The organism is Rhodanobacter umsongensis (assembly GCF_042654965.1).
In the GTDB taxonomy this organism is placed as follows: domain Bacteria; phylum Pseudomonadota; class Gammaproteobacteria; order Xanthomonadales; family Rhodanobacteraceae; genus Rhodanobacter; species Rhodanobacter umsongensis.
On sequence record NZ_JBHSMK010000009.1, the window covers coordinates 12,394 to 36,462 of the forward strand.

The window sequence follows — 24,069 nt, forward strand, 5'->3', positions numbered from 1 at the left end:
TCGCGCGTCAATCGTCCTTGCCGAACACGTGCTTGACCGCATGCTTCGTCGCGTCCCAGCCTTCGCGCGCACCATGACCGATGGCGACACCGGCCTTCTTCGCGCCATGGCCGATGCCGGTGCCGGCTTCCTTCGCACCGTGGCCGACCTTCTTGGCGACGTGCCTGGTCGCGTGGCCGACATCGCGGGCGCCGTCAGCGACGCCGTGGCCGACGGTCTTGGCATCCTGCTTGATGCTCTGGCCGGCGCTGCCCTGCTGCGACTGCGCCCCCGCGCCGAACGCGGCCAGCGCGGCAAATGCGATCAGGATTGCGCAGATCTTCTTGCTGTTCATGCGGCCACCTCCGGAGCGGAAGGAATCGGGCGTTACGCGTCGATGCGCTTGGCACCGGCCTCGAGGCCGGATTTCAGGCTGGCCTCGATGAATTCGTCGAGATCGCCGTCGAGCACCTTCTGCGTATCGGTGCGCTCGATGCCGGTGCGCAGGTCCTTGATGCGGCTCTGGTCCAGCACGTAATTGCGGATCTGGCTGCCCCAGCCGATGTCGGACTTGGTCGCTTCGAGCGCGTCACGTTCGACGTTGCGCTTCTGCACTTCAAGCTCATACAGCTTCGCGGCCAGCATCTTCATCGCCGTATCGCGGTTCGCGTGCTGGCTGCGGCCGGTCTGGCAGGCCACCACGGTGTTGGTCGGGATGTGCGTGATGCGCACCGCCGACTCGGTCTTGTTGACGTGCTGGCCGCCGGCACCGGACGAACGGTAGACGTCGGTCCGCAGGTCGGCCGGGTTGATCTCGATGTCGATGTCGTCATCGACTTCGGGCGACACGAAAACGGAGGTGAAGCTGGTGTGCCGGCGATTGTCCGAGTCGAACGGGCTCTTGCGCACCAGCCGGTGTACGCCGATCTCGGTCTTCAGCCAGCCGTAGGCGTAATCGCCTTCCACGCGGAACGTGGCGGACTTGATGCCGGCCACGTCGCCGCCGCTGACCTCCATCAACTCGGTTTTCCAGCCGCGCGATTCGCACCAGCGCAGGTACATGCGCAGCAGCATTTCGGCCCAGTCCTGCGCCTCGGTGCCACCGGCGCCGGCCTGGATGTCGACGAACGCATTGGTCGCATCCATCTTGCCGGAAAACATGCGCTGGAATTCCAGCTTGCCGACTTGCGCCTCGAGCTTGGCCAGATCGCTGATTACCGAGTTGGCGGTGTCCTCGTCTTCATCGGCGACCGCCATCTCCAGCAGCTCGCTGGCATCGGTCAGACTCGCTGTCAGTGTGTCGATGCCGTTGACGATGGTATGCAGGCGGGCGCGTTCGCGGCCCAGCTCCTGCGCGCGCGCCGGATCGTCCCAGACGTTCGGGTTCTCCAGTTCGCGGCTTACTTCTTCCAGGCGTTCGCTTTTTGTAGCGTAGTCAAAGATACCCCCTAAGCGACTCGACGCGGCCACGGAGGTCGGCGATCTGCGCAAGGATCGGATTGGTCTCGATCATGTGATGGCGGTCCAGAATGCAAGCGCACAAGAATACCAGAGGAGACGCTGCCTTCGTTGTACAACGCACTGCAACTACACTGGCATACCCAATGCCGAACGGAGCTCGCATGCCGATCGACCGTCGAAAGTTCCTGAAACTGGGGGGCCTGGCCACTTTGGGCGGTGCCATGCCGGGACTGTTGCAGGCCGATGGTGTGGCCAGTGATGCGGCGGCGATGCGGCCATCCGAGCTGCACGGCGACGCCGACCACACGCTGCGCATCGGCCGCAGCCTGGTGGAGCTGGCGCCCAACCACATCGTTTCCACCCGCACCTACAACGGCCAGTTTCCCGGGCCGCTGCTGCGGCTGAAGCAAGGCCGGCCGGCGGTGGTGGACATCCACAACGACACCGACACGCCGGAGCAACTGCACTGGCATGGCCAATTCCTGCCCGCCGCGGTGGATGGCGCTGCCGAGGAAGGCACGCCGTACATTCCGGCCCACGGCATGCGCCGGATCGCCTTCGTGCCCGGACCGGCGGGGCTGCGCTTCTACCACACGCATCTGCATGCCGGGGCCGATCTCGACCGCGGCCAGTACAGCGGCCTGGCCGGACCCGTGTACATCGAGCCGCAGCACGAGTCCGGGGCCTGGGACCGCGAGGTGTTCCTGGCGCTGAAGGAGTTCGATCCGTTCTTCAGCAGGGGCGGCGACATGGCGATGGACTTCCTGCGGCCGGACGAACGCGACCCGACCCTGCAGCGACGCGGCGAAAACGCGATGAAGGCCTCGCTGGCCGGCGGTGCGGCGCACGGCTATGAAGTCGGCTACCAGTCGTTCTCGATCAACGGCCGCATGCTCGGCCACGGCGAACCGATCCGCGTGCGCGCCGGCGAGCGCGTGTTGCTGCACATCGTCAACGCCAGCGCCACCGAGATCCGCAGCCTCGCCCTGCCCGGCCACACGTTCACGGTACTGGCTCTGGACGGCAATCCGGTACCGCATCCGGCGGCGGTACCGGTGTTGTGGCTGGGCACCGCCGAGCGCATTTCGGCCATCGTCGAGATGACGCATCCGGGCGTGTGGATACTCGGCGACCTGGCCGATGACGATCGCACCCGCGGCATGGGCATCGTGGTCGAGTACGCCGGCCACGGCGGCAAGCCGCAATGGATCAAGCCGCCGCCATTCCAGTGGGACTATCGTCGCTTCGCCTCGCCGGATGCGCCGCCACCGGCCACACCGGACGAAACCATCGAGCTGACGTTCGCCAAGCGCAACGCGGCCCTCCACGGCTTCAACCAGTGGACGATCAACGGCCAGCCGTTCGACATGCAGGTGATGCGGCCGACTTTCCGGCTGCAACACGGCAAGCGCTACCGGCTGCGCATGCACAACGCCAGCGACGACATCCACCCGATGCACCTGCACCGGCACAGCGTCGAGATCACCCGCATCGCCGGCCGGCCCGTCGCCGGCGTGATCAAGGACGTGGCGATGCTGGGTGGCTACCAGAGCATGGATGTCGATTTCACGGCCGACCAGCGCGGACTGTCCCTGTTCCACTGTCACATGCAACTGCACATGGACTTCGGCTTCATGGCGCTGTTCGATTGCGCATGAGCCGCACGGCCGCGCCAGATGGCTCCGCGCGGGAGGTGCTGGCCGCATTTCTCCGGCTGGGCGTGTCCTCGTTCGGCGGACCGATCGCGCATCTGGGCTATTTCCATCGCGAGTTTGTCGAGCGGCGACGCTGGCTGGACGACGAGCGTTTCGGCCAGATGCTGGCGTTGTGCCAGTTCCTGCCGGGGCCGGCGAGCAGCCAGCTGGGCTTTTCCATCGGCCTGTTGCGGGCCGGCGGGTGGGGCGGCCTCGCCGCCTTCGTCGGATTCACCCTGCCCTCGGCCCTGCTGATGTTTGCCTTCGCCGTGCTGAGTACGCGTTTGTCCGGCGCGCTGGGCCAGGCGGCGATTCACGGGTTGAAACTGGTCGCCGTGGCGGTGGTCGCCCAGGGCCTGCTCGGCATGGCGCGCCGGCTCACGCCGGACCTGCCGCGCTTGCTGCTCGCCGCGCTCGCTGCCTTGCTGATCGCGATCGGCGGCAACGCATGGATGCAATTGCTGGTGGTCGCCCTCGGTGCGGTGCTGGGCCCGTGGCTGTGCCGCACGGTCACGGCGCGTCCTGGCGATCGTCTGTCTCTGCAGCATGGACGTCGCGGCGGCACCGCGCTGCTGGCCGTGTTTGCCGTCTTGCTGCTGCTGTCCCTGGCGCCGTGGCCCGGTGCGCCACCATGGGCCCTGCTGGCGGCAGGGTTCTACCGGGCTGGCGCGCTGGTCTTCGGCGGCGGTCACGTGGTGCTGCCCTTGCTGAAACAGACCGTGGTCGATCCGGGCTGGCTCGATGGCAATACCTTCCTTGCCGGCTACGGTGCTGCCCAGGCGGTGCCCGGCCCGATGTTCAGCCTCGCGGCATTTCTCGGCGAACGCATCGGCATCGGACACAGTGGCGCACTCGGCGCCACGGTCTGCCTGCTGGCGATCTTCCTGCCGGGGCTGCTGCTGGTTTCCGCGGCGTTGCCGTTCTGGCAGGCGCTGGCCGCGCGGAATGATGTCGCACGCGTGCTTGCCGGCGTCAACGCCGCCGTGGTCGGCCTGCTTGCCGCCGCGCTGTACGACCCGGTGTGGCTCAGTGCCGTGCATCGCCCGCGCGATGCCGCCATCGCGCTGAGCGCCTTCGTCCTGCTCGCCTGGGCACGCTGGCCGGCGCTCGCCATCGTCGGATGGTGCGTGGCGGCTTCGCTGCTCACGGTACTGTTTTGATGGATCAGGCCAGCGCGTGGTCGTGCACTCCCTTGACCGCGCGGCCCGACGGATCGGCCGCATTCGCGAACGCCGGATCCCACGCCAGCGCCGCCGGCGAGGAACAGGCGATCGACTTGCCGCCGGGCACGGTCGCGGCGCAGGCCTCGCCGGGGAAGTGCTGCTCGAAGATGCGCCGGTAGAAGTACGCCTCCTTGGTCGCCGGCGTGTTGAACGGGTAGCGCGCCGCCGCCGCGGCGAACTCGCGATCGCTGACCGCCTGCTCCGCGTGCGCCTTCAACCCGTCGATCCAGCCGTAGCCCACGCCATCGCTGAACTGCTCCTTTTGCCGCCACAGGATCGCATCCGGCAGCGCGCCGTCGAACGCCTCGCGCAGCACCGCCTTCTCGATGCGTCCCTGCCCCGCCATCTTGTGCTTCGCATCGAGGCCCATCGCCACGTCGATGAATTCCAGGTCGAGGAACGGCACGCGTGCCTCCACGCCCCAGGCCATCATTGCCTTGTTCGCGCGCAGGCAGTCGTAGCTGTGCAGCGCGTCCAGCTTGCGCACGGTCTCCTCGTGGAACGCTTCGGCCGACGGCGCCTTGTGGAAGTACAGGTAGCCGCCGAACAGCTCGTCCGAACCCTCACCGGACAGCACCATCTTCACGCCCATCGCCTTGATCCGCCGCGCCAGCAGGTACATCGGCGTGGCGGCGCGGATGGTGGTGACGTCGTAGGTCTCGATATGGCGGATCACTTCCGGCAATGCATCGAGCCCTTCCCAGAACGTGTAGACGAAGCCGTGATGCACGGTGCCCAACGCGTCAGCGGCGATCTGCGCAGCGGCCAGGTCCGGTGAGCCCTCCAGGCCGATCGCGAAGGAATGCAGGCGCGGCCACCACGCCTCGCTGCGGTCGTCGTCTTCGACGCGTTCTCGCGCAAACTGCGCGGCGCAGGCAGCGACCAGCGACGAATCCAGCCCACCGGAAAGCAGCACGCCATACGGCACGTCGGTCATCAGCTGACGATGCACGGCCTGCTCGAATGCCTTGCGCAAGGCCGGCGCGGCCACGTCGTGGCCACGCGTGGCGGCGTAGTCGCGCCAAGGCTTGTCGTAGAAGCGCTGCAGCTCGCCGCTGGCACCGTCATATACACAGCCCGGCGGGAACGGCGCCACGTCGGCGCATACCCCGACCAGCGCCTTCATCTCCGAGGCCACGCACAACCGGCCTTGCGCATCGTGGCCCCAGTACAGCGGGCAGACGCCGATCGGGTCGCGTGCAATCAGGTAACGCCGGGCTTGCCCATCCCACAGCGCGAACGCGAAGATGCCGTTGAGCTTGCCCACGAAGTCGCTGCCCTGTTCGCGGTAGAGCGCGTTGATCACTTCGCAGTCCGAGCCGGTGGTGAAGTCGTAGCCACTGGCCGCACGCAGCTCGCGATGGTTGTAGATTTCTCCGTTCACCGCCAGCGCCAGCGCACCATCGCGCGAACGCAGCGGCTGTGCGCCGCTGGCGGGATCCACGATGGCCAGCCGCTCGTGCACCAGGATCACTCCGGCATCGACGAACACGCCGCTCCAATCCGGTCCGCGATGGCGCTGACGCTGTGACAGCTCCAGTGCCTGCCGGCGCAGCGCAGCCAGATCATCGCCTGGCTGCAGGTCGAACATTCCGAAGATCGAACACATCGCACTTCCCCTTGATTGGTATCGGTTCTGTTGAAAAGTCCGGCCACACAAGGCCGGTCTTGCTCGTTGCGAATGGATACGCGTGAAGCAAAGCAAAACGAAGAAGGCCCGCACTGGGCGGGCCTTCTTCGCGTCTATCTGGAAACCTGTAGCTACGCGAAGGCCCGCCAACGATCGGCGTTATTGTTCGCGAGGTTATTGTTGTCGCACGACGGCAGGGCATCCCGCGCAGGCGCGGAGAAGTCGTGGAAGTTGATGTCGGCGCAATGCATGGGCCAACTTGACCAGATCAGCCCGCCGTTGGCAAGTGCACGAAGCACAACGCGGCGAGCTCGGCTACTCGGCGCTGGCGGCTTCGGTGACCCAGCGGATCGCCTCATCCAGCTCCGAGCCGTGAAACAGCCGGAACTGGGCCGGCACGGCGAAGCCGAATGCCATGGCGGCGGTGCGCAACCAGCCTACGTCGGTCACCAGGGCGATCCGCTCCCAGCTGCTGAAATGTCGCATGCCCAGCTTGGCGTCATCCCACATCGCGCCGGGGTCGAAGCCGGTGAAGTCCTCGGCGGTGACGTAGAGCAGGCGCAGTTTGCGGTTGAGTGCGAATGCCGCTTCGACGTCCGGCACGATCACGTTTTCGTAATCCGCCGACGTGACCTGGCCGTGGGCGCGAAAGCCCAGCGTGCCGGCGGGCAATCCTTCGATCTGAGCGATCACGGGTGTCTCCTTCAGCGGTGCTGCCGCGAGCTTGGATCAGTCTGCGTGAAAAACGCGCTATCGAACCGGCGGGCCGGATCAGGCCGGCTCGATGTGACGCAACAGCAGGCGCGGGCTTTCACGGCCCTGCCAGTCGTTGATAGTCAGTTCGTAGGCGGCGCGCAACGACGCTGGCGGTGGCTGGCCGTGATACGCATTGAACATCACCGCGTCGTGCACGGCGCCGTCGCGCGGATCGCGCAGTTGCAGGCGCAGATGGCGTTCGCCCATCACCTTCCAGCTGGCGCATTCGAACCGATTGTCGAACAACGGTTCCGGAAAGGCCTGACCCCACGGGCCGGCATGCCGCAATTGCCGAGCCAGCACCAGCGTAGCGGCACCCGCCGGCAGTTCCCCGTCGGTGTACAGCACCGCCTGCAGGCGCTCGGCATCGATCAGTTCACGAGCGATCGCATCGAACGCGGCCTTGAAGCGCGGGTAGTCACGGGTTTTCAGGCTCAATCCCGCCGCCATCGCATGCCCGCCGAAACGCTCGATCAAACCCGGCTGGCGCGCATCGATCGCCGCTAGCGCATCGCGAATGTGAAAACCGGCGATCGAGCGCGCAGAACCGCGCAGGTTATCGACGTCGTCCTCGCCGGCCGGGGCAAAGGCGATCACCGGGCGATGCAGGCGATCCTTCAGCTTGGACGCGACCAGACCAACGATCCCGGCATGCCACGACGGCTCATATAGCGCCACGCCCACCGCCTCGATATCGGTCAGGCCTACCACCATCTGCTCCGCCTCGGCCACCATCGACGCCTGGAGATCGCGGCGTTCCTGGTTGATCGCGCTGAGCTGTTCGGCGTAACGGCGTGCCTGCTCCACGTCGTCGGTGAGCAGGCATTCCACGCCCAGACGCATGTCTTCCAGGCGTCCCGCCGCATTCAATCGAGGGCCGACGGTGAAACCGAGATCGCTGGAGCACAGGGTTGCGACCCCGCGCTTGCCCGCTTCGATCAAGGCGGTGATGCCGGCGCAGCCGCGACCGCTGCGGATGCGTTGCAGCCCGGCCTCGACCAGCACGCGATTGTTGAAATCCAGCGGCACCAGATCGGCCACGGTACCCAGGGCCACCAGGTCGAGCAGCGCGGACAGGTCCGGCTCGGCGTCATCGAACCCGCCTTGCTCGCGCAGCCGTGCGCGCAGCGCCAGGAGCAGGTAGAACATCACGCCCACACCGGCCAGCATCTTGCTCGGAAAAGGGTCGCCGGCCAGGTTCGGATTGACCATCGCGTCGCACGCGGGCAACTGTCCGCCGGGCAGATGATGATCGGTGACGATGACCCGGATGCCACGCGCCTTGGCGGCAGCGACGCCGGCCACGCTGGCCACGCCGTTGTCGACGGTGATGATCAGTTGCGGCGTCGGCTGCAGCGATGCAACCAGTGCCGGGCTTAGGCCATAGCCATGGGTGAAGCGGTTCGGGATGGCATAGCTGACCCGCTTCGCGCCGAGCAGCCGCAAGCCGCGCACGGCCACGGCTGTACCGGTGGCGCCATCGCAGTCGTAATCGCCGGCGATCAGGATGGTCCAGTCGCCACGAATCGCCTCGATCAGCAGATCGACCGCCGGTGTCATGCCGCCCAGGGTCTGCGGCGACAGCATCCGGGCCAGTCGGTGTTCGGCCTGGCTGGGATCGAGCACGCCGCGTGCCGCGTAGATCTGCTGCAACACCGGATGCACGCTGGTCGGCCAGCCGGTGGGCAAGCCCTTGCTCTCACGCCGGCGCAATTGCACGGCGCTCAATGCCCTGCCCCGCGCCAGAGCCGCCAGCGATGCCACGGTTTGTGGCGCCAGCGTTCCGCGCTGGCGAAATGCAGCACGGCCGAGTGGCGGCCGAGCAGCGGCTGCAACGTCGGCCACCAGCGCGATGCAATGTCGTTCGCTGGCAGGTCCTGCAGATCGATCAGCCACCCCGGCGTGGCGGCGGCAACGGTCTCCGGCGTGCGCGAAAGTTGTGCCGTGTTGGCGTGCCCGGCCAGGGCGCGCAGCAACAAATCGTCGCTGATCACGCCGTGCAGCAGGCTTGTCGGCCGATCCGGCAGGCTACCGCCACCCCACAGCCACAGGCTGTTGACCGGTGCAAGTGCGCGAGCGCGCCGTTCGGCATTCAACGGATGCTGGTGCAGGATTACCTGCACCTCGTTGAGCAGCACGCGCCAATACCGCCCTTCCACACCTTGCGGCAGATGCTGCGAGAGGTCTTCGCCCAACGCCCGTTCCGGTGCGGCGAACTCAGGCAGCGAGGTGTTGGCGGGCAGCTTCAGATGCCAGCGGTCCGGCGTGGAAATCTCCAGCTGCATGTCGGCTTCGTCGAATAGGTGGCGCAGCGGCTCCGCCAATGCCTGAGCCTCGCCCATTTCCAACTGCAGCTGCCCGCAAGCCAACAGCCGCACGCCGTTCATGTCGGGCTGCACCCAGGCCGGATCGGCCGACAACCAGGTGGCGTCGGCGGCATCGCCGGCGAGAAACTCGCGGGTGATGGCTGCCGCGGGAAGGTCGGCACCGATCCCCGGGAAATAATCGCCGAGGCCACCCAGGTAGCCGCTGCGCCCATCCACCGATCGATCGGCACGAGCCAGCCACTCCCGCAACGGATGTGCCGGCTCGAAATGCGCCAGTGCGGGCAGCCACAAATGCAACGATTGCTCCGGCTTTGCGCTCACGCGGCGTCCTAGGCTTCCAGTGTTTCGTACAGTTCCAGCCACTCCGCTTCCAGTGCTTCCTTCTCGCGGCGCAGTTCGGTTTGACGTTGCCCGAGCCGCATCATCTCGCTGGTGGATCCGTTGTAGATAGCCGGATCGGCCAGCTGGATTTCCAGCGCGGTCAGTTCATTGTCGATGGTGGCAGTGCGGGTCTCGATCCGCTTCACGCGCTGGCGCGAGGTCTTTTCGGTCTCGCGCTGGACAGCGGCGTGGCGACGACGTTCCTCGGGCGATTCGTCCGGCACGCCCCTGGCGGCGGGTTTGGCGACCACCGCTGCGGCCTTGGCTGCCTTCTTGCTGGTTGCGCCGCGCGTGCGTAACCACTTGGCGTAGTCATCCAGGTCACCGTCGAAGCTTTCCACGTCACCGTCGGCGACGCGCCAGAAACTGTCGCAGACCATGCCGAGCAGATGGCGGTCATGCGAGACCAGCACGAGCGCGCCGTCGAAGTCGGCCAGTGCGTCAGCCAACGCTTCGCGCATGTCCAGGTCGAGATGGTTGGTCGGTTCATCGAGCAGCAACAAGTTCGGCTTGTCCCAGGCGATCAGCGCCAGCGCGAGGCGCGCCCGCTCGCCACCGGAAAAGCCGTCGACCGATTCGAACGCGCGCTCGCCGGCGAAATTCCAGGTGCCGAGGAAATCGCGCATGACCTGGGTGGCCACGCCCGGCGCCTTGTCCTGCAGATGATCCAGCGCGCTGGTGCCTTCGCGCAGGCTCTCGACCGTGTGCTGCGCGAAATAGCCGATCTTCAGATCCTTGTGCGCCTTGCGCTCGCCGCTGAGCGGGTCGAGTTCGCCGACCAGGGTCTTCACCAGGGTCGATTTGCCGGCGCCGTTGGGGCCGAGAAGGCCGATCCGCTCCCCTGCCTCGAGGCTGAAGCGGACATCGCGCAGGATGATATTGACGTCGCCGCCTTCGGCGTCGGGGTAACCCGCCGTGATGTCTTCCAGCTGCAGCATCGAATCGGGCAGCCGGCCCGGCACCGGAAACTGGAAACTGAAAGGACGCTCGGCGCGCACCGCCTCGGTGCCGGCCATCTTCTCCAGCCGCTTCATCCGCGATTGTGCCTGCTTGGCCTTGCTGGCCTTGGCCTTGAAGCGGTCGACGAAGGACTGCAAGTGTGCCCGCTCGGCCTGCGCGCGCTCGTGCGAGATCTGCTGCTGGCGCAACTGCTCGGCGCGCAGGCGTTCGAACGCGCTGTAGTTGCCGGTGTACAGGTTCGCCTTGCCGTCGTTGAGATGCAGGGTGTGGGTGATCACGCCATCGAGAAACTCGCGATCGTGCGAGATGATCAGCAAGGTGCCCTGGTAGCGGCGCAACCACTCCTCCAGCCACAGCACGGCGTCGAGATCGAGATGGTTGGTCGGTTCGTCCAGCAGCAACAGGTCCGACGGACACATCAGGGCGCGCGCCAGATTCAGCCGCCCGCGCCAGCCACCGGAAAACTCCTTCACCGCACGCTCGTGCGTTTCGGGCGGAAAGCCCAGGCCGTGCAACAGGCGGCCGGCACGGGCACGGCCGTCGTAGCCATTCAGCTCTTCGATGCGGTGGTGCGCTCTGGCCATCGCATCCATGTCGCCACGGTCGCCGGCGTCGGCCTCGTCGCGCATGGCGGCGGCCAGTTCCTCGTCGCCACCCAGCACATAGTCGATCGCCGCATCCGGCAAGGCCGGGGTTTCCTGCGCCACCGAGGCCAGCCGCAGTCTGGCCGGCATGTCCAGTTCACCGGCGTCGCTCTCCAGCTTGCCCTGCAGGGCGGCGAACAGGCTGGACTTGCCGCAGCCGTTGCGGCCGATCACGCCGAGGCGCCAGCCGCTCTGGATCACCAGGTCGATGTCGGAAAGCAGCAGGCGGGTGCCGCGGCGCAGGGCAAAGTGTCGAAAGGAAATCATGGAATAACAGGGGTCCGAACCAGGGCAGGCAATCGTCTGCAGCCGCCCATGATAGCGGTGTCGGCCCCATTCTCGGCGAACCGGCTGGTCATGCTGCCCTGGCATGCTGCCCCGGAATGAATGCCGAGCCCATCGCAATCGGTACAAACCGGCATGGCGTAGCATGGACAGTTCTGCTACAACGACGCCGCATACAGCCTTGTATGGAGAGGGGAGCCATGGTCAAGTTCACAAGCCGTTTGCCGCTCATTGTCATGCTGGCGGTCACCGCCGGGTTTGCCGCGCCGCAGGTCGCCCAGGCACGCCAGCACGGGGACAATCTGCTGATCCACCGCGTGCAGCAGGAAAAAGACATGAACCTGCCCAGCCGTGGCATGAGCATGGGTCAGGTGGAAAAAACCTGGGGCACCCCGCAGCGAAAGCTGTCGCCTCGCGGCGGCGATACCAGCAAGCACCCGCAGATCAACCGCTGGGAGTATTCGAATTTCATCGTCTATTTCGAGCACAGCCACGTGATCCACTCCGTGCTGAACACGCCCGCCGGCAACAACACCAACCCGGCCAGCATCAACTGATCCCTCTTCCGACGACGCGGCCTGTGGCGACACAGGCCGCGTTTTTTCGTATGCGCGGCCGTCGCGTCGTACACTTTGCGGCCCTCATACTGAGACAGCCCGCATGACCGCATCCTCCTTGCGCCTGCCCGCCGAATGGGAACCGCAGGCCGCGGTATTGATCGCCTGGCCGCACGCCGGCACCGACTGGGCCGATCGGCTGGCGTCCGTGGAGACCACCTACGTGGCGCTGGCCGCCGCGGTGACCCGCTTCCAGCGCCTGATCATCGTAGTCAGCGATGCGGAGCTGCGCGCGCACGTGCAGACACAATTGCGCGGCGCCGGCGTGGATTCGTCGAAGGTTCGCTTCGTCGAGCTGCCGTATGACGACACCTGGTTGCGCGACTCCGGCCCGATCACCCTGCAGGGCCGGGAGAACGCCGATGCCGGACGGCATTTCCAGCTCACCGATTTCCGCTTCACCGGCTGGGGCGGCAAGTTCGGCGCCGAGCAGGATGACGCGCTGGTCGCCGGGCTGGTCGATGCCGGCGTGTTCGGCCAGGCCGTCCACAAGCGCATCGACTGGGCGCTGGAAGGCGGCGCCATCGAGGGCGATGGCGAAGGGAGCGTTCTCACCACCTGGCGCTGCCTGGCGCAGCGGCACCCCGAACAATCGCGCGAGGACATGAGCGCGATCCTGCGCGGCAGCCTGCATGCCGAACGCGTGTTGTGGCTCGACCATGGCTATCTTGAAGGCGACGACACCGACGCGCACATCGACACCCTCGCGCGCTTCGCGCCGGGTGAGCGCATCGTGTTCCAGGCCTGCGACGATCCCGGCGACCCGCATTACGACGAATTGCAGCGGATGGCCACCGAACTGGCCGCGCTGCGCACCGCCGATGGTCGCCCGTACCAGTTGCACCCCTTGCCATGGCCACAGCCGATCCTCGACCAGGGCCGCCGCCTGGCCGCCTCGTACGCGAACTACCTGATCGTCAACGGTGCCGTGCTGGTCCCTGCCTACGGCGATCCGGCCGACGACGAGGCCGCCCGCGTCATCGCCACGGCGCATTCAGGCCGCGAGATCGTGCAGGTGCCCTGCCGTCCGCTGATCTGGCAGAACGGCAGCCTGCACTGCATCACCATGCAACTGCCGGCAGGCATCGCCTGAGTCGCATCGGCTAAACTGGCAGGTCTGGCAAACGCCGAGGATTCACGACGATGACCCGCAAGGCCCTCAAGGTTGCCCTGCTGCAGGAAACCGATCGCGGCAGCCGCGATGCCAACCTGGACGCGATCGAAGCCGGTCTGCGCGACGCGGCAGCGGCTGGCGTCGAGCTGGTGCTGCTGCAAGAGCTGCACAACGGCCCGTACTTCTGCCAGCACGAATCAGTCGATATCTTCGATCAGGCCGAGAGCATTCCCGGCCCGGGCACCGCGCGTCTCGGCAAGCTGGCCGAGGAGTTGAAGCTGGTCGTCGTCGCCTCGCTGTTCGAGCGCCGCGCCGCCGGCCTTTACCACAACACCGCGGTGGTGTTCGACCGCTCGGCCGCGATCGCCGGCACCTATCGCAAGATGCACATTCCGGACGATCCGGCGTTCTACGAGAAGTTCTACTTCACCCCGGGCGACCTCGGCTTCGAGCCGATCGACACGTCAGTCGGTCGCCTCGGCGTGCTGGTGTGCTGGGACCAGTGGTATCCGGAAGCGGCACGCCTGATGGCACTGGCCGGCGCCGAACTGCTGCTCTATCCCACCGCGATCGGCTGGGACCCCGACGACGGGCAGGCCGAGAAGGATCGCCAGCGCGACGCGTGGATCACCGTGCAGCGCGGCCACGCCGTGGCAAACGGCTTGCCGCTGCTTGCGTGCAACCGCACCGGTTATGAAGCCGATCCGAGCAAGGTCGGTGCCGGCATCCAGTTCTGGGGATCGAGCTTCGTGGCCGGGCCGCAAGGCGAGTTCCTGGCCCAGGCCGGCACCGATGCGCGCGACCTGCTGCTGGCCGAGGTCGACCTGACGCGCAGCGAGCACGTGCGACGGATATGGCCGTTCCTGCGCGATCGCCGCATCGACGCATACGCCGATCTGCTCAGGCGCTTTCGTGACTGAAGCGGCGTCTGCAGCCTGCCGCGCTGCTTGTTCCGCACAGCGGTCGACCCCATCCTTGTCCTTTACCCAGTGAACGGCGCGCTGACCGCATGAGTGTTTCCGAAACCCAAGCCACCCTGTTGTGCGCTTTGCAGGGACAGCCGATCGAGCGCGTGCAGCGCGATGGCGTGGAGTACGTGCTGCTCGGCACAGCACACGTCTCGCGCAGCAGCGTGGAGGCCGTCGATGCGCTGCTGGCGCACGAACACTTCGATGCCGTTGCGGTGGAGCTGTGCGACAGCCGGGCGCAGAGCATGCGCGACCCGGAAGCGTTCAAGCAGATGGACCTGTTCAAGGTGATCCGTCAGGGCAAGGCAGGCATGGTGGCGGCCAGCCTGGTGCTGTCGACCTTTCAGAAGCGTTTGGCAGATCAATCCGGCATCCAGCCCGGCGCCGAGATGAAGGCGGCGATGGACGGCGCCGAACAGCGCCAGTTGCCGCTGTGGTTGATCGATCGCGAAGTGGGCACCACGTTGAAACGGGCCTGGCGCAGTGTCGGATTCGGGCAGCGCTTCGGCCTGCTCGGCGGGCTGCTGGCCAGCGTCTTCGAGCGGGAAGAAATCGCACAGGGCGAGATCGAGAAACTCAAGCAAGGCGACTTGCTGGAGAGTGCCTTCAGCGAATTCGCCAGCGAATCGAAACCGCTGTATGAAAGCCTGATCGGCGAGCGCGACGCTTTCATGGCAGCGCGCCTGCGCCAGGAGGCAGCCCGCACGGCGTCAATTGATTCCACGGGCGCGCCAGGTCGCCGCGTGCTGGTGGTGATCGGTGCAGGTCATCTGAAGGGCCTCTGCGCGCTGTTGCGCGAGCAGCAGGACGATCCAGCCGCCACGGTTGCCGAACTGGCCAGCATGCCCGCGAAGGCGCGCTGGCCGAAATGGCTGGCCGCCGCACTGGTGTTGCTGGTGTTCGCCGCGATCGCCTGGGCGTTTCATCGCAATGCGGCGCTGGGCGCACACGCGCTGATGGCATGGGTGCTGTTCACCGGCGGCTTCGCAGCCCTCGGTGCGCTGGCGGCGGGCGCGCATCCGCTGAGCATTCTCGCGGCCTTCATCGCCGCACCGATCAAGCCGTTCCGTCCCGGCATTCCGGCCGGCGGCATCAGCGCGATGGCCGAAGCCTGGGTGCGTCGTCCGCGTGTGGTCGACTTCGACACCTTGCGCGACGACATCGTTCACTGGAGCGGCTGGTGGAAGAACCGCGTCGCGCGCACCCTGCTCAACTTTTTCCTGGTCGGCGTGGGCACCATCGTCGGCGAGTACAGCGCCGGCATCCACATCTTCAAAAGCCTGATCTGACCACAGCCACGGGATTGTCTGCGGAACGGTTGCCGCTACGGCCCATGCTACGATTCGCACCGCCGGCAATGCGCGCGCAGCGCGCTGGAACACTCTTGCCCGGGTGGCGAAACTGGTAGACGCAAGGGACTTAAAATCCCTCACCCTCACGGGTATCCCGGTTCGATTCCGGGCCCGGGCACCAACATCGCGCTTGCCATGCCGTGGCTTTCCAGACTTCACTCAAGGAGTGCGGCGGACAATGCCGCCGCACTCCGGGTGACCGATTGTTGCGAAATACGGGATCAGGCCGCAGCGTCCTTGAGCTTCTTCAGCGGACGGATCTTGACCTTGACCGACGCCGGCTTGGCGGCGAACCACTGCTCTTCCTTGGTGAACGGGTTGATGCCCTTGCGCTTCGGCTTGGCCGGCACGCTGACAGCGGAAATTTTCAACAAGCCTGGCAGCATGAAGGAACCTGCGCCCTTCTTGTGCACGGATCCGGCCACGGCGCCCTCCAGCGCTGCGAGCACCGCGCGCACGTCCTTCGCAACGACACCGCTCGCCTCGACGATATGCGCCACCAGACCGGACTTGCTCAGCGTTTCCTTGATCGGCTTGGGAGCGGCGGGTGCGGCCTTCGCCTTGGATACCGGTTTGTTCTTGACTGCTTTCTGCGTCTTTGCCATGGATTTCCCCGTCGTCAATGAATGATTGAATGTTTGCGTTGCCTCTCGGCACGGTGAATGTAGGGGAATTTCGCGGTGCCGCCAACGGCTTGGACCGATAAAAGGCGCATTTCGCCGTAAAAAATGCCTTCCGACCCGATCGCATGATGCCAGCGAGGTGCGCGAGCGAGGGTCCAGGCGCGGTGCTCGCTGCCGCCAGCGGCGGGCGAGCCCAACCATCCCAGCACGCTCTCGCTCGTGCTGGTCAGCGCGGCGCCGCCGTCACGATGCTGGCCATGCGGTGGTCCATGTTGCCGATGGCCTGCGCGTGGCCGCATGGTGGGTAGCGATGCGGCCGGCATCTTTCGGGTGGCGTATGGCGGCAGCTCGACGGAGCGCTTCGTGACGCTTCTGCGCCTCGCGCGGATGCGCTGGTGACATAGCCATCGCGCAACAAAAAACCCGCCAGGGGCGGGTTCTCAGGGCTGGATTGCAGCCGGTTGCGCAATGGAGGCCAAGGTCGGAATCGAACCGGCGTACGCGGCTTTGCAGGCCGCTGCATGACCACTCTGCCACCTGGCCATTGCTTGGTGCAACGCGACCATGATGATCGCAGTTGCTTCAAAAAAACAAAACCCCGGTGAGCCGAGGTTTTGCGGAAAACTGGAGCGGGAAACGAGACTCGAACTCGCGACCCCGACCTTGGCAAGGTCGTGCTCTACCAACTGAGCTATTCCCGCATCGGAGCCGCGAATCATAGCAGAATGCCATCGCTTGTGAATAGCCATGACGCGACTATTCGATCCCATCCCCGCGCCGCCCAACGTGCCGTCAGGCCCTCCCGGAAACGACAAAGCCCCGAACGGAGTCGGGGCTTTGTCTGCGAACTGGAGCGGGAAACGAGACTCGAACTCGCGACCCCGACCTTGGCAAGGTCGTGCTCTACCAACTGAGCTATTCCCGCATTGGAGCCGCGCATTCTAATACGTGAAAGCGGATCGTCAAGCCCGCGACCCTGCCGGCGGATTGCCATGCGTCAGGGCCGGGCGTGATGGCACTACGCGTCGTGGCTTCCGTCCGGAGGTTGCATCGACGCATCGCCGCGCAGGATCGGCCATGCCGCCCGCAGGTAGTACAGACCGGACCAGATCGTGAGCACGCCGGCAATCACCAGCAAGGCCTCGCCGATGTGATACAGCCGCAACGCTTCGGCGGCCTTCTCGTGCTGCACGATCAACACCACCAGTGCGACCATCTGCATCACGGTCTTGAGCTTGCCCACGAAGGCCACCTTGACGGTGGCGCGCATGCCGATCTCGGCCATCCATTCGCGCAACGCGGACACGCTGATCTCGCGCCCCACGATCACCGCCGCGGTCACCGCCATCAGGATGCCCGGCCAGCCACCGCGGTGCGATTCGACCAGCAGGAACAAGGTCACCGCCACCATCAGCTTGTCGGCAACCGGGTCGAGAAAGGCGCCGAAGGCCGAGGTGAGATTCATCCGCCGTGCCAGATAGCCGTCCAGCCAGTCGGTGAACGCGGCCAGCACGAACACGATCGCCGCCGTGATGTTGTGGCCGGGAAACGGCAGGTAGAACGCCACGACCATGACTGGCAGCAATGCGACGCGAAAAAGGGTCAGCCAGGTCGGCAGGTTGATGCGCATGATTCGATCCAGTGATTTATCGCAGTTTCGCACGTCGCTGCGCCACTGCCGAGTGAAGGCACTGCCGGTATTCAGCCGTGCAGACTGGCGTAGATCCGCTCGGCCAGGCCGCGGTCGATGCCCTTCACCTGCATCAGTTCCTCGATGCCGGCGCTCTCCACGCCCTGCATGCCGCCGAAGGCCTTGAGCAGCGCCGAGCGGCGGCGCGCGCCGATGCCGGGCACGTCCTCCAGCGCACTGCGCTCGCGTGCCTTCTCGCGCCGTTTTCGATGTCCGCTGATCGCGAAGCGATGTGCCTCGTCGCGCACGGCCGCCACCAGGTGCAACGCTGGTGACGATGAGCCGGGATGCAGCTCGCGGCCGGGAGCTCCCGACGCCATCCGCGCCAGCACCAGGGTTTCCTCGCCGGCGCGCCGGCCTGGCCCCTTCGCCACGCCTATCACCTCGATGCCGCTGACGCCGAGTTCCTTCAGCACGTCCAGCGCCTGCGCCACCTGGCCGCTGCCGCCGTCGATCAGCAACACATCGGGTCGCGCACCCTCGCCTTCCGCGACCTTGCGAAAACGTCGGGTCAACGCCTGGTGCATGGCCGCGTAATCGTCGCCTGGCGTGATGCCGGCGATGTTGAAACGCCGGTAGTGCGACTTCTCCGGCCCTTCCGGCCCGAACACCACGCATGAGGCGACAGTCAATTCGCCCATGGTGTGGCTGATATCGAAACACTCGATGCGGCGCGGCGGCGCAGGGAGTTCGAGCACCTTCTGCAGGTCATCGAAGCGCGCGCCCAGCGTCTGCCGGCTGGCCAGCCGCGCGGTCAGCGAGGCTTGCGCGTTGCGCTCGGCCATCTGCAGGAACTGCGCGCGATCACCGCGCACGCTGGATTTCAGTTCGACCGCGCGGCCGGCGTGCTGGGTCAACAGTTCGGCCAGGATGGCCTGATCGGCCAGGGCCTCGCCAAGGATCAACTCGCGAGGCACCGGACGGTCCAGGTAGTACTGCGTGATGAACTGCGTCAGCACGTCGGCCGGCACGGCATCCAGCGGCAGCCGCGGAAAGAAATCGCGGGTGCCCAGGCTGATGCCGTTGCGGAAGAACAGCACGCTGATGCAGGCCATGCCGGACTCGATGCGGCAGGCGATCACATCCATGTCGGCACTGGCGCCCTGCACGTGGTGCTGCGCCTGCAACTGGCGCAGGGCGGCCACCTGGTCGCGCAGTTTCGCCGCGCGCTCGAATTGCAGCGCCTTGCTGGCCTGTTCCATCGCTTCGGCCAATTCGTCGATGACGGCGTTGCTGCGACCTTCCAGGAACATCTCGGCATGACGCACGTCGCTGCGGTAGTCCTCCACACTGATCAGCCCCACGCAGGGCGCGCTGCAGCGGCCTATCTGGTATTGCAGGCATGGCCGCGAGCGGTTGCGGAAATAGCTGTCTTCGCACTGGCGCACCTTGAACAGCTTCTGCATCAGGCTGAGGCTTTCGCGCACCGCGTAGGTGCTCGGGTACGGCCCGAAGTAGCGCCCCGGCAGGTTCTTCGCGCCGCGGTGGAAGGCCAGCCGCGGGTAGTCCTCGCCGCCGGACAGGTAGATGTACGGATAGCTCTTGTCGTCGCGCAGCAGGATGTTGTAGCGCGGCTTGAGCGACTTGATCAGCTGCGACTCCAGCAGCAGAGCCTCGCCCTCGGTGCGCGTCACGGTGATCTCGACGCGGGCGATCTGCGCCACCATCGCAGCGATGCGCGGCTCCATCCGCGGCTTCAGGAAGTAGCTGCCGACCCGCTTCCTGAGATTGCCGGCCTTGCCGACGTACAGCAGTTCTCCGGCGGCGTCGAAATGGCGGTAGACGCCCGGCGCGGAGGTGAGTGTGCTGACGAAGGCCTTACCGTCGAACGATGGCGGTTGCGCGGGTTGCATGCGGGGATTCTAACGGTGCGATGGCGACGATCTGATGTGGTGGCTCAATGGTGGGTGCGCAACCACAGCTCGGCGCGTTCGAGATCGGCCTCGGTATCGATGCCGGGCGGGAACGGTTCAGGGGTCAGTCGCACCGCGATCGCGTGGCCGTGCTCCAGCACGCGCAGTTGTTCCAGCGATTCGGTGCACTCCAGCGGCGTGCGCGGCAAGCGACTGTAACGATCCAGAAAGCCAGCCCGGTACGCGTAGATGCCGATGTGCCGCAGGAACGGCGAGCCCGACGGCAAGGCGTGCCGATCGGCGGCGAAAGCGTCGCGAGCCCAGGGCAGCGGCGCGCGGCTGAAATACAGCGCGCGGCCGTTGACCGTGCGCACCAGTTTCACCACGTTCGGATCGAACAACTCCTCGGCATCGATGATCGGCGTGGCCAGCGTCGCCATCGGCGCATCGTCACCGGCCAGCGCCTGCGCCACCGCACGAATGCCGGCAGCCGGTGCGAACGGTTCGTCGCCCTGCAGGTTCACCACGATGCTGTCGTCGGCCCAACCGAGCAGGGCGGCGCATTCGGCCAGCCGGTCGCTGCCCGATGCGTGATCGCTGCGGGTCATGCAGATCTCCACGCCCTGCCCGGCCAACGCGTCGGCAATGCGCTGGTCGTCCACCGCCACCACCACTTGGCGGGCACCGGCCTGCAACGCCCGTTGTGCCACGCGCACCACCATCGGTACGCCGCCGATTTCGCGCAGCGGCTTGGCTGGCAGCCGGGTCGAGCCATAGCGGGCGGGAATGGCGACGACGAAAGGTGGCACGGTGTTGGACATGAAGGCTCCTTTTACCAGACGACCAGCCTAACGCAACAAAGGCGCGGGACAGCCTTCAACTGACGGTGCGCAAGACGAAGCCGCAGTCGTTGGCCAGCTCGACGAAGCCGGGAAAGGAGGTAGCGACGTGGCTGCAATCGTTGATCCGCACCGGGCCGGTCGCGACCAGCCCGGCAACCGCAAAGCTCATCGCGATGCGATGGTCCAGATGGCTTTCCACGCCGCCCGCACCGAGCTTGCCACCGTGAATGATCGCCCCGTCTGGAGTCTCCTCGATCGCCGCGCCGAGAGTACGCAGGCCGAGGGCCATCGTGGCGATCCGATCGGACTCCTTCACCCGCAGCTCGGCGGCACCGCGGATGAGCGTGCTGCCGCTGGCTGTTGCCGCGGCGATGAACAACGCGGGAAACTCGTCGATCATGTCTGGCACCAGCGACTCGGGAAGCTCGATGCCCTGCAGCGGGGCATGGCGCACGATCAGGTCGCCGACCGGTTCGCCGCCACTTTCGCGGGGGTTCTCGATCGTGATGTCCGCGCCCATCAGGCGCAGCGCCTGCAGCAGCCCCGTGCGGCGGGGGTTGAGGCCAACCGCAGGCAGCTTCAGTTCCGAGCCGGGCACGATGCTGGCAGCGACCAGAAAGAATGCCGCCGAGGAGAAATCGGCTGGTACGTCTACATCGGTGGCGCGCAGAACCCCGACACCCGCCAGTTTCGCGCGGCCCGGCTCGAACGCAATCGGCCAGCCGAACGCGGCCAGCATGCGTTCGGTGTAGTCGCGCGTCGGGTGCGGTTCGATGACTTCGGTTTCACCGGCGGCGTACAGGCCGGCCAGCAGCAGCGCGGACTTCACCTGCGCGCTGGCCACCGGCAACTCGTAGCGGATGCCATGCAACGGTTGGCTGCCATGCACGTGCAGCGGCGGCAGGCCGTCGTGCGTGTCGATGCGCGCGCCCATCAGCGCCAGCGGATCGGTCACCCGGCGCATCGGCCGCTTCGACAGCGAGGCGTCGCCGATCAGCGTACTGTCGAATGCCTGCCCCGCCAGCAGGCCCGTCAGCAGGCGCATGCCGGTACCGGCGTTGCCGCAGTCGAGCGGTTGCGACGAGCCGCGCAAGCCATGCAGGCCGACACCGCGTACCACGCGCTCGCCCGCCGAAGGCGTTTCAATGCGCACGCCCAGTTGCGCGAGCACCGCGGCGGTGGCGCGGGTGTCCTCACCTTCGAGGAAACCGCGGATACGCGAATCTCCTTCGGCGATCGCAGCGAGCATCAACGCGCGGTGCGACACCGACTTGTCGCCGGGAATGCATACGGTGCCGCGCAGGGGCCGACCCGGCTGGCTGCTCCAATCGAGACGATTCAAACCGACGCCTCCGGGCGGTTCAAGGCAACGCCACCGGGTAGGAACCAAGCACACGTATCGTGGCCGCCGACTCACCGATATCGTGCACCGCGGCCCGCAACGCGTCCCCTTCGACATGACCGGAGACGTCGATGAAGAACGCGTACTGCCACTTGCCCGTATGCGCCGGCCGCGACTCGATCCGGTTCAGGCTGATGCCGTGTCTGGCGAACGGACTGAGCACGTCGTACAACGCACCCGGCTTGTCGTTGACCGTGATCAGCAGCGAAGTGCGGTCGTTGCCGGACGGCGGAAACAGCGAACGGCCGATCACCAGGAAGCGCGTGGTGTTGTCGGCGCGATCCTCGATGCCCTGCGCCACCGTCCTGAGACCATAGACCTTCCCGGCCGTCTCGCCGGCAATCGCTGCGGCATCATCGGCGTGCCGAGCCAGTCGCGCAGCTTCGGCATTGCTGCCAACCGCCACACACTCGACCCCGGGCAAATTGATGCGCAGCCAGGTCTTGCATTGCTGCAGCGACTGGGCATGCGCGTAGACACGCTTGACGTCCTCCAGTTTGCCGGCTTGCGAATGCAGGCACTGGTGCACGCGAAGTTCCACTTCCCCGCAAATGGTGGCTTCGGAAGTGAGGAACATATCCAGGGTGACCTGGATCATGCCCTGCCCCGAATTCTCCACCGGCACCACGCCGAAGTCGGCATGCCCGGCGGCGACCTCCTGGAACACCTCCTCGATGCTGCCCAGTGGCAGGCCATAGGCAGCGTGGCCGAAATGCTTGCGCACCGCCTGTTCGCTGAAGGTGCCCTCGGGACCGAGGAAGCCGATCTTCAACGGGTCCTCCTGCGCCAGGCAGGAAGACATGATTTCGCGGAACAGCCGCACCATCTCGGTATCGGACAGCGGGCCCTTGTTGCGATCCACCACCATGCGCAGCACATGTGCCTCGCGCTCGGGGCGGTAGTAGTCGATCGCCGAAAGCCCCGCTCCCTTCACCTTCGCTACCGTCTGCGCATGATTCGCGCGCTCGGAAATCAGCTGCTGGATCTGCCGGTCGATGCTGTCAATGCGTTCGCGCATCTCGCTCAGCGGTGTCTTGGTGTCGGTCATGCTTTAGCCGCCTGGATGGATAGAAGTCCAAATGATGAACTGGCATCTTGCCTGATAGTGCCGCTCGGGCCAATCATCCATGTCGCTGTGCGAAGTCCTGCATGAACGCCGTCAGCGCCTGCACGGCTTCCAGCGGCACCGCGTTGTACAGCGAAGCGCGCATGCCGCCCAGCGCCTTGTGGCCCTTCAGGGCGATCAGGCCGGCGGCTTCCGATTCCGCCACAAAAGCAGCATCCAGCGCGCCGTCGTACAGGCTGAAGCGAACATTCATGCGCGAGCGGGAACCCAGTTCGATGGGATTGCTGTAGTAGCCGCCGGAACCATCGATGGCCTGATACAGCAGCGCGGCCTTGGCCCGGTTGCGCTCTGCCATCGCCGCAAGTCCGCCCTGTTCGTGCAGCCACTGGAAGGTCAACCCCGCCACGTACCAGCCCCAGGTATTCGGCGTGTTGAGCATCGAATCGTTCGCAGCGTGTTCGGCATAGCGGAAAATCCTGGCCATCGGCCGGCCGGGGCGCTGCAGCAGGTCACGGCGGATGATCATCACCACCAGTCCGGATGGTCCGATGTTCTTCTGCGCGCCGGCGTAGATGAGGCCAAAGCGCGATACGTCCAGCGGCTCGGACAGGATGTTGGAGGACATGTCCGCCACCAGCGGCACCGCCCCAACGTCGGGGATGTCGTGGAACTCGACGCCGTGGATGGTCTCGTTGGGCGTGTAGTGCACGTAGGCTGCGTGCGGATCGAGCTGCCAGCTCGATCGTTCAGGCAGTTTCAGGTAGTCGTCGGCCGCGCTGCTGGCAGCCACGTTGACACGCACATAGGTGCTCGCCTCGCCGACCGCCTTCGCACTCCAGTGTCCGCTGACCAGGTAGTCGGCGCTGTCCCCTTCGCCGGCCAGGTTCATCGGAATCTGCGCGAACTGCTGGGTGGCGCCGCCCTGGAGGAAGAGCACTGCATAATCGGCCGGAATTCCCAGCAGGCTGCGCAGGTCTTCTTCGGTCCGCGCGGCCATTTCGATGAAGCGTTTGCCGCGATGGGATTGCTCCATCACCGAGGCGCCGCTGCCGTTCCAGTCCAGCATCTCGCGCTGGGCGCGCTCGAGTACCGCTTGCGGCAATGCCGCTGGACCGGCGCTGAAATTCCAGACTCTGCTCACGTGCGTGCGTTCCCGTCGAGGTGTGTTCACGCATTATGGCGCGGCGCAGCATACGGCGGTC

General features: G+C 66.1%; 20 protein-coding genes and 4 tRNA genes. 7 read left to right on the top strand and 17 right to left on the bottom strand.

Features of this window, described 5'->3' with window-relative positions:
- Positions 1–7: 7 nt before the first annotated feature.
- Together ACFPME_RS12735 and prfB are read right to left on the bottom strand one after the other, a co-directional pair.
- Positions 8–334 (bottom strand): hypothetical protein, encoded by a 327-nt coding sequence (locus ACFPME_RS12735; protein WP_377305881.1) that lies wholly within the window; start codon positions 332–334, stop codon positions 8–10.
- A 32-nt stretch (positions 335–366) separates the two neighbouring features.
- A protein-coding gene (gene prfB / locus ACFPME_RS12740) for a peptide chain release factor 2 (protein WP_377305883.1) occupies positions 367–1,492 on the bottom strand; the annotation gives its coding sequence in 2 pieces (ribosomal slippage) (positions 367–1,416 and positions 1,418–1,492; 1,125 coding nt in all).
- A 109-nt stretch (positions 1,493–1,601) separates the two neighbouring features.
- Between prfB and ACFPME_RS12745 the strand changes: the two genes are divergently transcribed.
- Both ACFPME_RS12745 and chrA read left to right on the top strand, forming a co-directional pair.
- Positions 1,602–3,098, top strand: coding sequence for a multicopper oxidase family protein (locus ACFPME_RS12745; protein ID WP_377305885.1), 1,497 nt, complete (start codon positions 1,602–1,604; stop codon positions 3,096–3,098).
- The gene (chrA, locus tag ACFPME_RS12750) at positions 3,095–4,294 is read left to right on the top strand and encodes a chromate efflux transporter (protein WP_377305887.1); all 1,200 of its coding nucleotides are present in this window, start codon (positions 3,095–3,097) and stop codon (positions 4,292–4,294) included. Before ACFPME_RS12745 ends, chrA begins: the two co-directional genes overlap by 4 nt.
- 4 nt (positions 4,295–4,298) lie before the next feature.
- On the opposite strand, the gene asnB is transcribed toward chrA, so the two are convergent.
- The 5 genes from asnB to ACFPME_RS12775 form a co-directional block, all read right to left on the bottom strand.
- Positions 4,299–5,966, bottom strand: a complete 1,668-nt coding sequence (asnB, locus tag ACFPME_RS12755) for an asparagine synthase B (protein WP_377305889.1) — start codon at positions 5,964–5,966, stop codon at positions 4,299–4,301.
- Between the two features lie 336 nt (positions 5,967–6,302).
- On the bottom strand, positions 6,303–6,680 hold the full coding sequence (locus ACFPME_RS12760) for a SpoIIAA family protein (protein WP_377305892.1): 378 nt from the start codon (positions 6,678–6,680) through the stop codon (positions 6,303–6,305).
- 78 nt (positions 6,681–6,758) lie between these two features.
- The gene (gene recJ, locus ACFPME_RS12765) at positions 6,759–8,507 is read right to left on the bottom strand and encodes a single-stranded-DNA-specific exonuclease RecJ (protein ID WP_377305894.1); all 1,749 of its coding nucleotides are present in this window, start codon (positions 8,505–8,507) and stop codon (positions 6,759–6,761) included.
- Positions 8,468–9,391 carry a phosphoglycerate mutase gene (locus tag ACFPME_RS12770; RefSeq protein ID WP_377305896.1) on the bottom strand — a complete coding sequence of 308 codons (924 nt, stop codon included), beginning with the start codon at positions 9,389–9,391 and terminating at the stop codon, positions 8,468–8,470. The genes recJ and ACFPME_RS12770 overlap by 40 nt, the downstream gene beginning before the upstream one ends.
- Before the next feature lie 8 nt (positions 9,392–9,399).
- Positions 9,400–11,322: an ABC-F family ATP-binding cassette domain-containing protein gene (locus ACFPME_RS12775; RefSeq protein ID WP_377305898.1), complete on the bottom strand. Its 1,923-nt coding sequence runs from the start codon at positions 11,320–11,322 to the stop codon at positions 9,400–9,402.
- A gap of 218 nt (positions 11,323–11,540) precedes the next feature.
- On the opposite strand from ACFPME_RS12775, the gene ACFPME_RS12780 reads away from it, so the two are divergent.
- The 5 genes from ACFPME_RS12780 (at position 11,541) to ACFPME_RS12800 (ending at position 15,512) form a co-directional block, all read left to right on the top strand.
- Positions 11,541–11,897 (top strand): hypothetical protein, encoded by a 357-nt coding sequence (locus ACFPME_RS12780; RefSeq protein WP_377305900.1) that lies wholly within the window; start codon positions 11,541–11,543, stop codon positions 11,895–11,897.
- A 103-nt stretch (positions 11,898–12,000) separates the two neighbouring features.
- Positions 12,001–13,050 carry an agmatine deiminase family protein gene (locus ACFPME_RS12785; protein WP_377305902.1) on the top strand — a complete coding sequence of 350 codons (1,050 nt, stop codon included), beginning with the start codon at positions 12,001–12,003 and terminating at the stop codon, positions 13,048–13,050.
- A 50-nt stretch (positions 13,051–13,100) separates the two neighbouring features.
- Positions 13,101–13,991 carry a carbon-nitrogen hydrolase gene (locus ACFPME_RS12790; RefSeq protein WP_377305904.1) on the top strand — a complete coding sequence of 297 codons (891 nt, stop codon included), beginning with the start codon at positions 13,101–13,103 and terminating at the stop codon, positions 13,989–13,991.
- Between the two features lie 89 nt (positions 13,992–14,080).
- Positions 14,081–15,328, top strand: coding sequence for a TraB/GumN family protein (locus ACFPME_RS12795; RefSeq protein WP_377305906.1), 1,248 nt, complete (start codon positions 14,081–14,083; stop codon positions 15,326–15,328).
- Positions 15,329–15,425: 97 nt separating this feature from the next.
- Positions 15,426–15,512, top strand: a tRNA-Leu gene (locus ACFPME_RS12800).
- A gap of 100 nt (positions 15,513–15,612) precedes the next feature.
- On the opposite strand, the gene ACFPME_RS12805 is transcribed toward ACFPME_RS12800, so the two are convergent.
- The 10 genes from ACFPME_RS12805 to serC form a co-directional block, all read right to left on the bottom strand.
- Complete coding sequence (locus ACFPME_RS12805) at positions 15,613–15,996, bottom strand: HU family DNA-binding protein (protein ID WP_377305908.1); 384 nt, start codon at positions 15,994–15,996, stop codon at positions 15,613–15,615.
- Between the two features lie 487 nt (positions 15,997–16,483).
- Positions 16,484–16,557: transfer RNA gene (locus ACFPME_RS12810), tRNA-Cys, on the bottom strand.
- Positions 16,558–16,639: 82 nt separating this feature from the next.
- Positions 16,640–16,715: transfer RNA gene (locus ACFPME_RS12815), tRNA-Gly, on the bottom strand.
- 148 nt (positions 16,716–16,863) lie between these two features.
- A tRNA-Gly gene (locus tag ACFPME_RS12820) sits at positions 16,864–16,939 on the bottom strand.
- Between the two features lie 93 nt (positions 16,940–17,032).
- The gene (pgsA, locus tag ACFPME_RS12825) at positions 17,033–17,644 is read right to left on the bottom strand and encodes a CDP-diacylglycerol--glycerol-3-phosphate 3-phosphatidyltransferase (protein WP_377305910.1); all 612 of its coding nucleotides are present in this window, start codon (positions 17,642–17,644) and stop codon (positions 17,033–17,035) included.
- 71 nt (positions 17,645–17,715) lie between these two features.
- On the bottom strand, positions 17,716–19,557 hold the full coding sequence (gene uvrC, locus ACFPME_RS12830) for an excinuclease ABC subunit UvrC (protein ID WP_377305912.1): 1,842 nt from the start codon (positions 19,555–19,557) through the stop codon (positions 17,716–17,718).
- A 44-nt stretch (positions 19,558–19,601) separates the two neighbouring features.
- The gene (kdsB, locus tag ACFPME_RS12835; RefSeq protein WP_377305914.1) at positions 19,602–20,378 is read right to left on the bottom strand and encodes a 3-deoxy-manno-octulosonate cytidylyltransferase; all 777 of its coding nucleotides are present in this window, start codon (positions 20,376–20,378) and stop codon (positions 19,602–19,604) included.
- 55 nt (positions 20,379–20,433) lie between these two features.
- Positions 20,434–21,741 (bottom strand): 3-phosphoshikimate 1-carboxyvinyltransferase, encoded by a 1,308-nt coding sequence (gene aroA, locus ACFPME_RS12840; protein ID WP_377305916.1) that lies wholly within the window; start codon positions 21,739–21,741, stop codon positions 20,434–20,436.
- A 19-nt stretch (positions 21,742–21,760) separates the two neighbouring features.
- The gene (gene pheA / locus ACFPME_RS12845; protein ID WP_377305918.1) at positions 21,761–22,849 is read right to left on the bottom strand and encodes a prephenate dehydratase; all 1,089 of its coding nucleotides are present in this window, start codon (positions 22,847–22,849) and stop codon (positions 21,761–21,763) included.
- Between the two features lie 73 nt (positions 22,850–22,922).
- Positions 22,923–24,008, bottom strand: a complete 1,086-nt coding sequence (gene serC / locus ACFPME_RS12850; RefSeq protein WP_377305920.1) for a 3-phosphoserine/phosphohydroxythreonine transaminase — start codon at positions 24,006–24,008, stop codon at positions 22,923–22,925.
- Between the last annotated feature and the right edge of the window lie 61 nt (positions 24,009–24,069).

Excerpts from the sequence above, each read along its gene's own strand:
- ACFPME_RS12735 (WP_377305881.1), bottom strand. The coding sequence starts at position 334 with ATGAACAGCAAGAAGATCTGCGCAATCCTGATCGCATTTGCCGCGCTG.
- ACFPME_RS12745 (WP_377305885.1), top strand. The coding sequence starts at position 1,602 with ATGCCGATCGACCGTCGAAAGTTCCTGAAACTGGGGGGCCTGGCCACT.
- chrA (WP_377305887.1), top strand. The coding sequence starts at position 3,095 with ATGAGCCGCACGGCCGCGCCAGATGGCTCCGCGCGGGAGGTGCTGGCC.
- asnB (WP_377305889.1), bottom strand. The coding sequence starts at position 5,966 with ATGTGTTCGATCTTCGGAATGTTCGACCTGCAGCCAGGCGATGATCTG.
- ACFPME_RS12775 (WP_377305898.1), bottom strand. The coding sequence starts at position 11,322 with ATGATTTCCTTTCGACACTTTGCCCTGCGCCGCGGCACCCGCCTGCTG.
- ACFPME_RS12780 (WP_377305900.1), top strand. The coding sequence starts at position 11,541 with ATGGTCAAGTTCACAAGCCGTTTGCCGCTCATTGTCATGCTGGCGGTC.
- ACFPME_RS12785 (WP_377305902.1), top strand. The coding sequence starts at position 12,001 with ATGACCGCATCCTCCTTGCGCCTGCCCGCCGAATGGGAACCGCAGGCC.
- ACFPME_RS12790 (WP_377305904.1), top strand. The coding sequence starts at position 13,101 with ATGACCCGCAAGGCCCTCAAGGTTGCCCTGCTGCAGGAAACCGATCGC.
- ACFPME_RS12795 (WP_377305906.1), top strand. The coding sequence starts at position 14,081 with ATGAGTGTTTCCGAAACCCAAGCCACCCTGTTGTGCGCTTTGCAGGGA.
- ACFPME_RS12805 (WP_377305908.1), bottom strand. The coding sequence starts at position 15,996 with ATGGCAAAGACGCAGAAAGCAGTCAAGAACAAACCGGTATCCAAGGCG.
- pgsA (WP_377305910.1), bottom strand. The coding sequence starts at position 17,644 with ATGCGCATCAACCTGCCGACCTGGCTGACCCTTTTTCGCGTCGCATTG.
- uvrC (WP_377305912.1), bottom strand. The coding sequence starts at position 19,557 with ATGCAACCCGCGCAACCGCCATCGTTCGACGGTAAGGCCTTCGTCAGC.
- kdsB (WP_377305914.1), bottom strand. The coding sequence starts at position 20,378 with ATGTCCAACACCGTGCCACCTTTCGTCGTCGCCATTCCCGCCCGCTAT.
- pheA (WP_377305918.1), bottom strand. The coding sequence starts at position 22,849 with ATGACCGACACCAAGACACCGCTGAGCGAGATGCGCGAACGCATTGAC.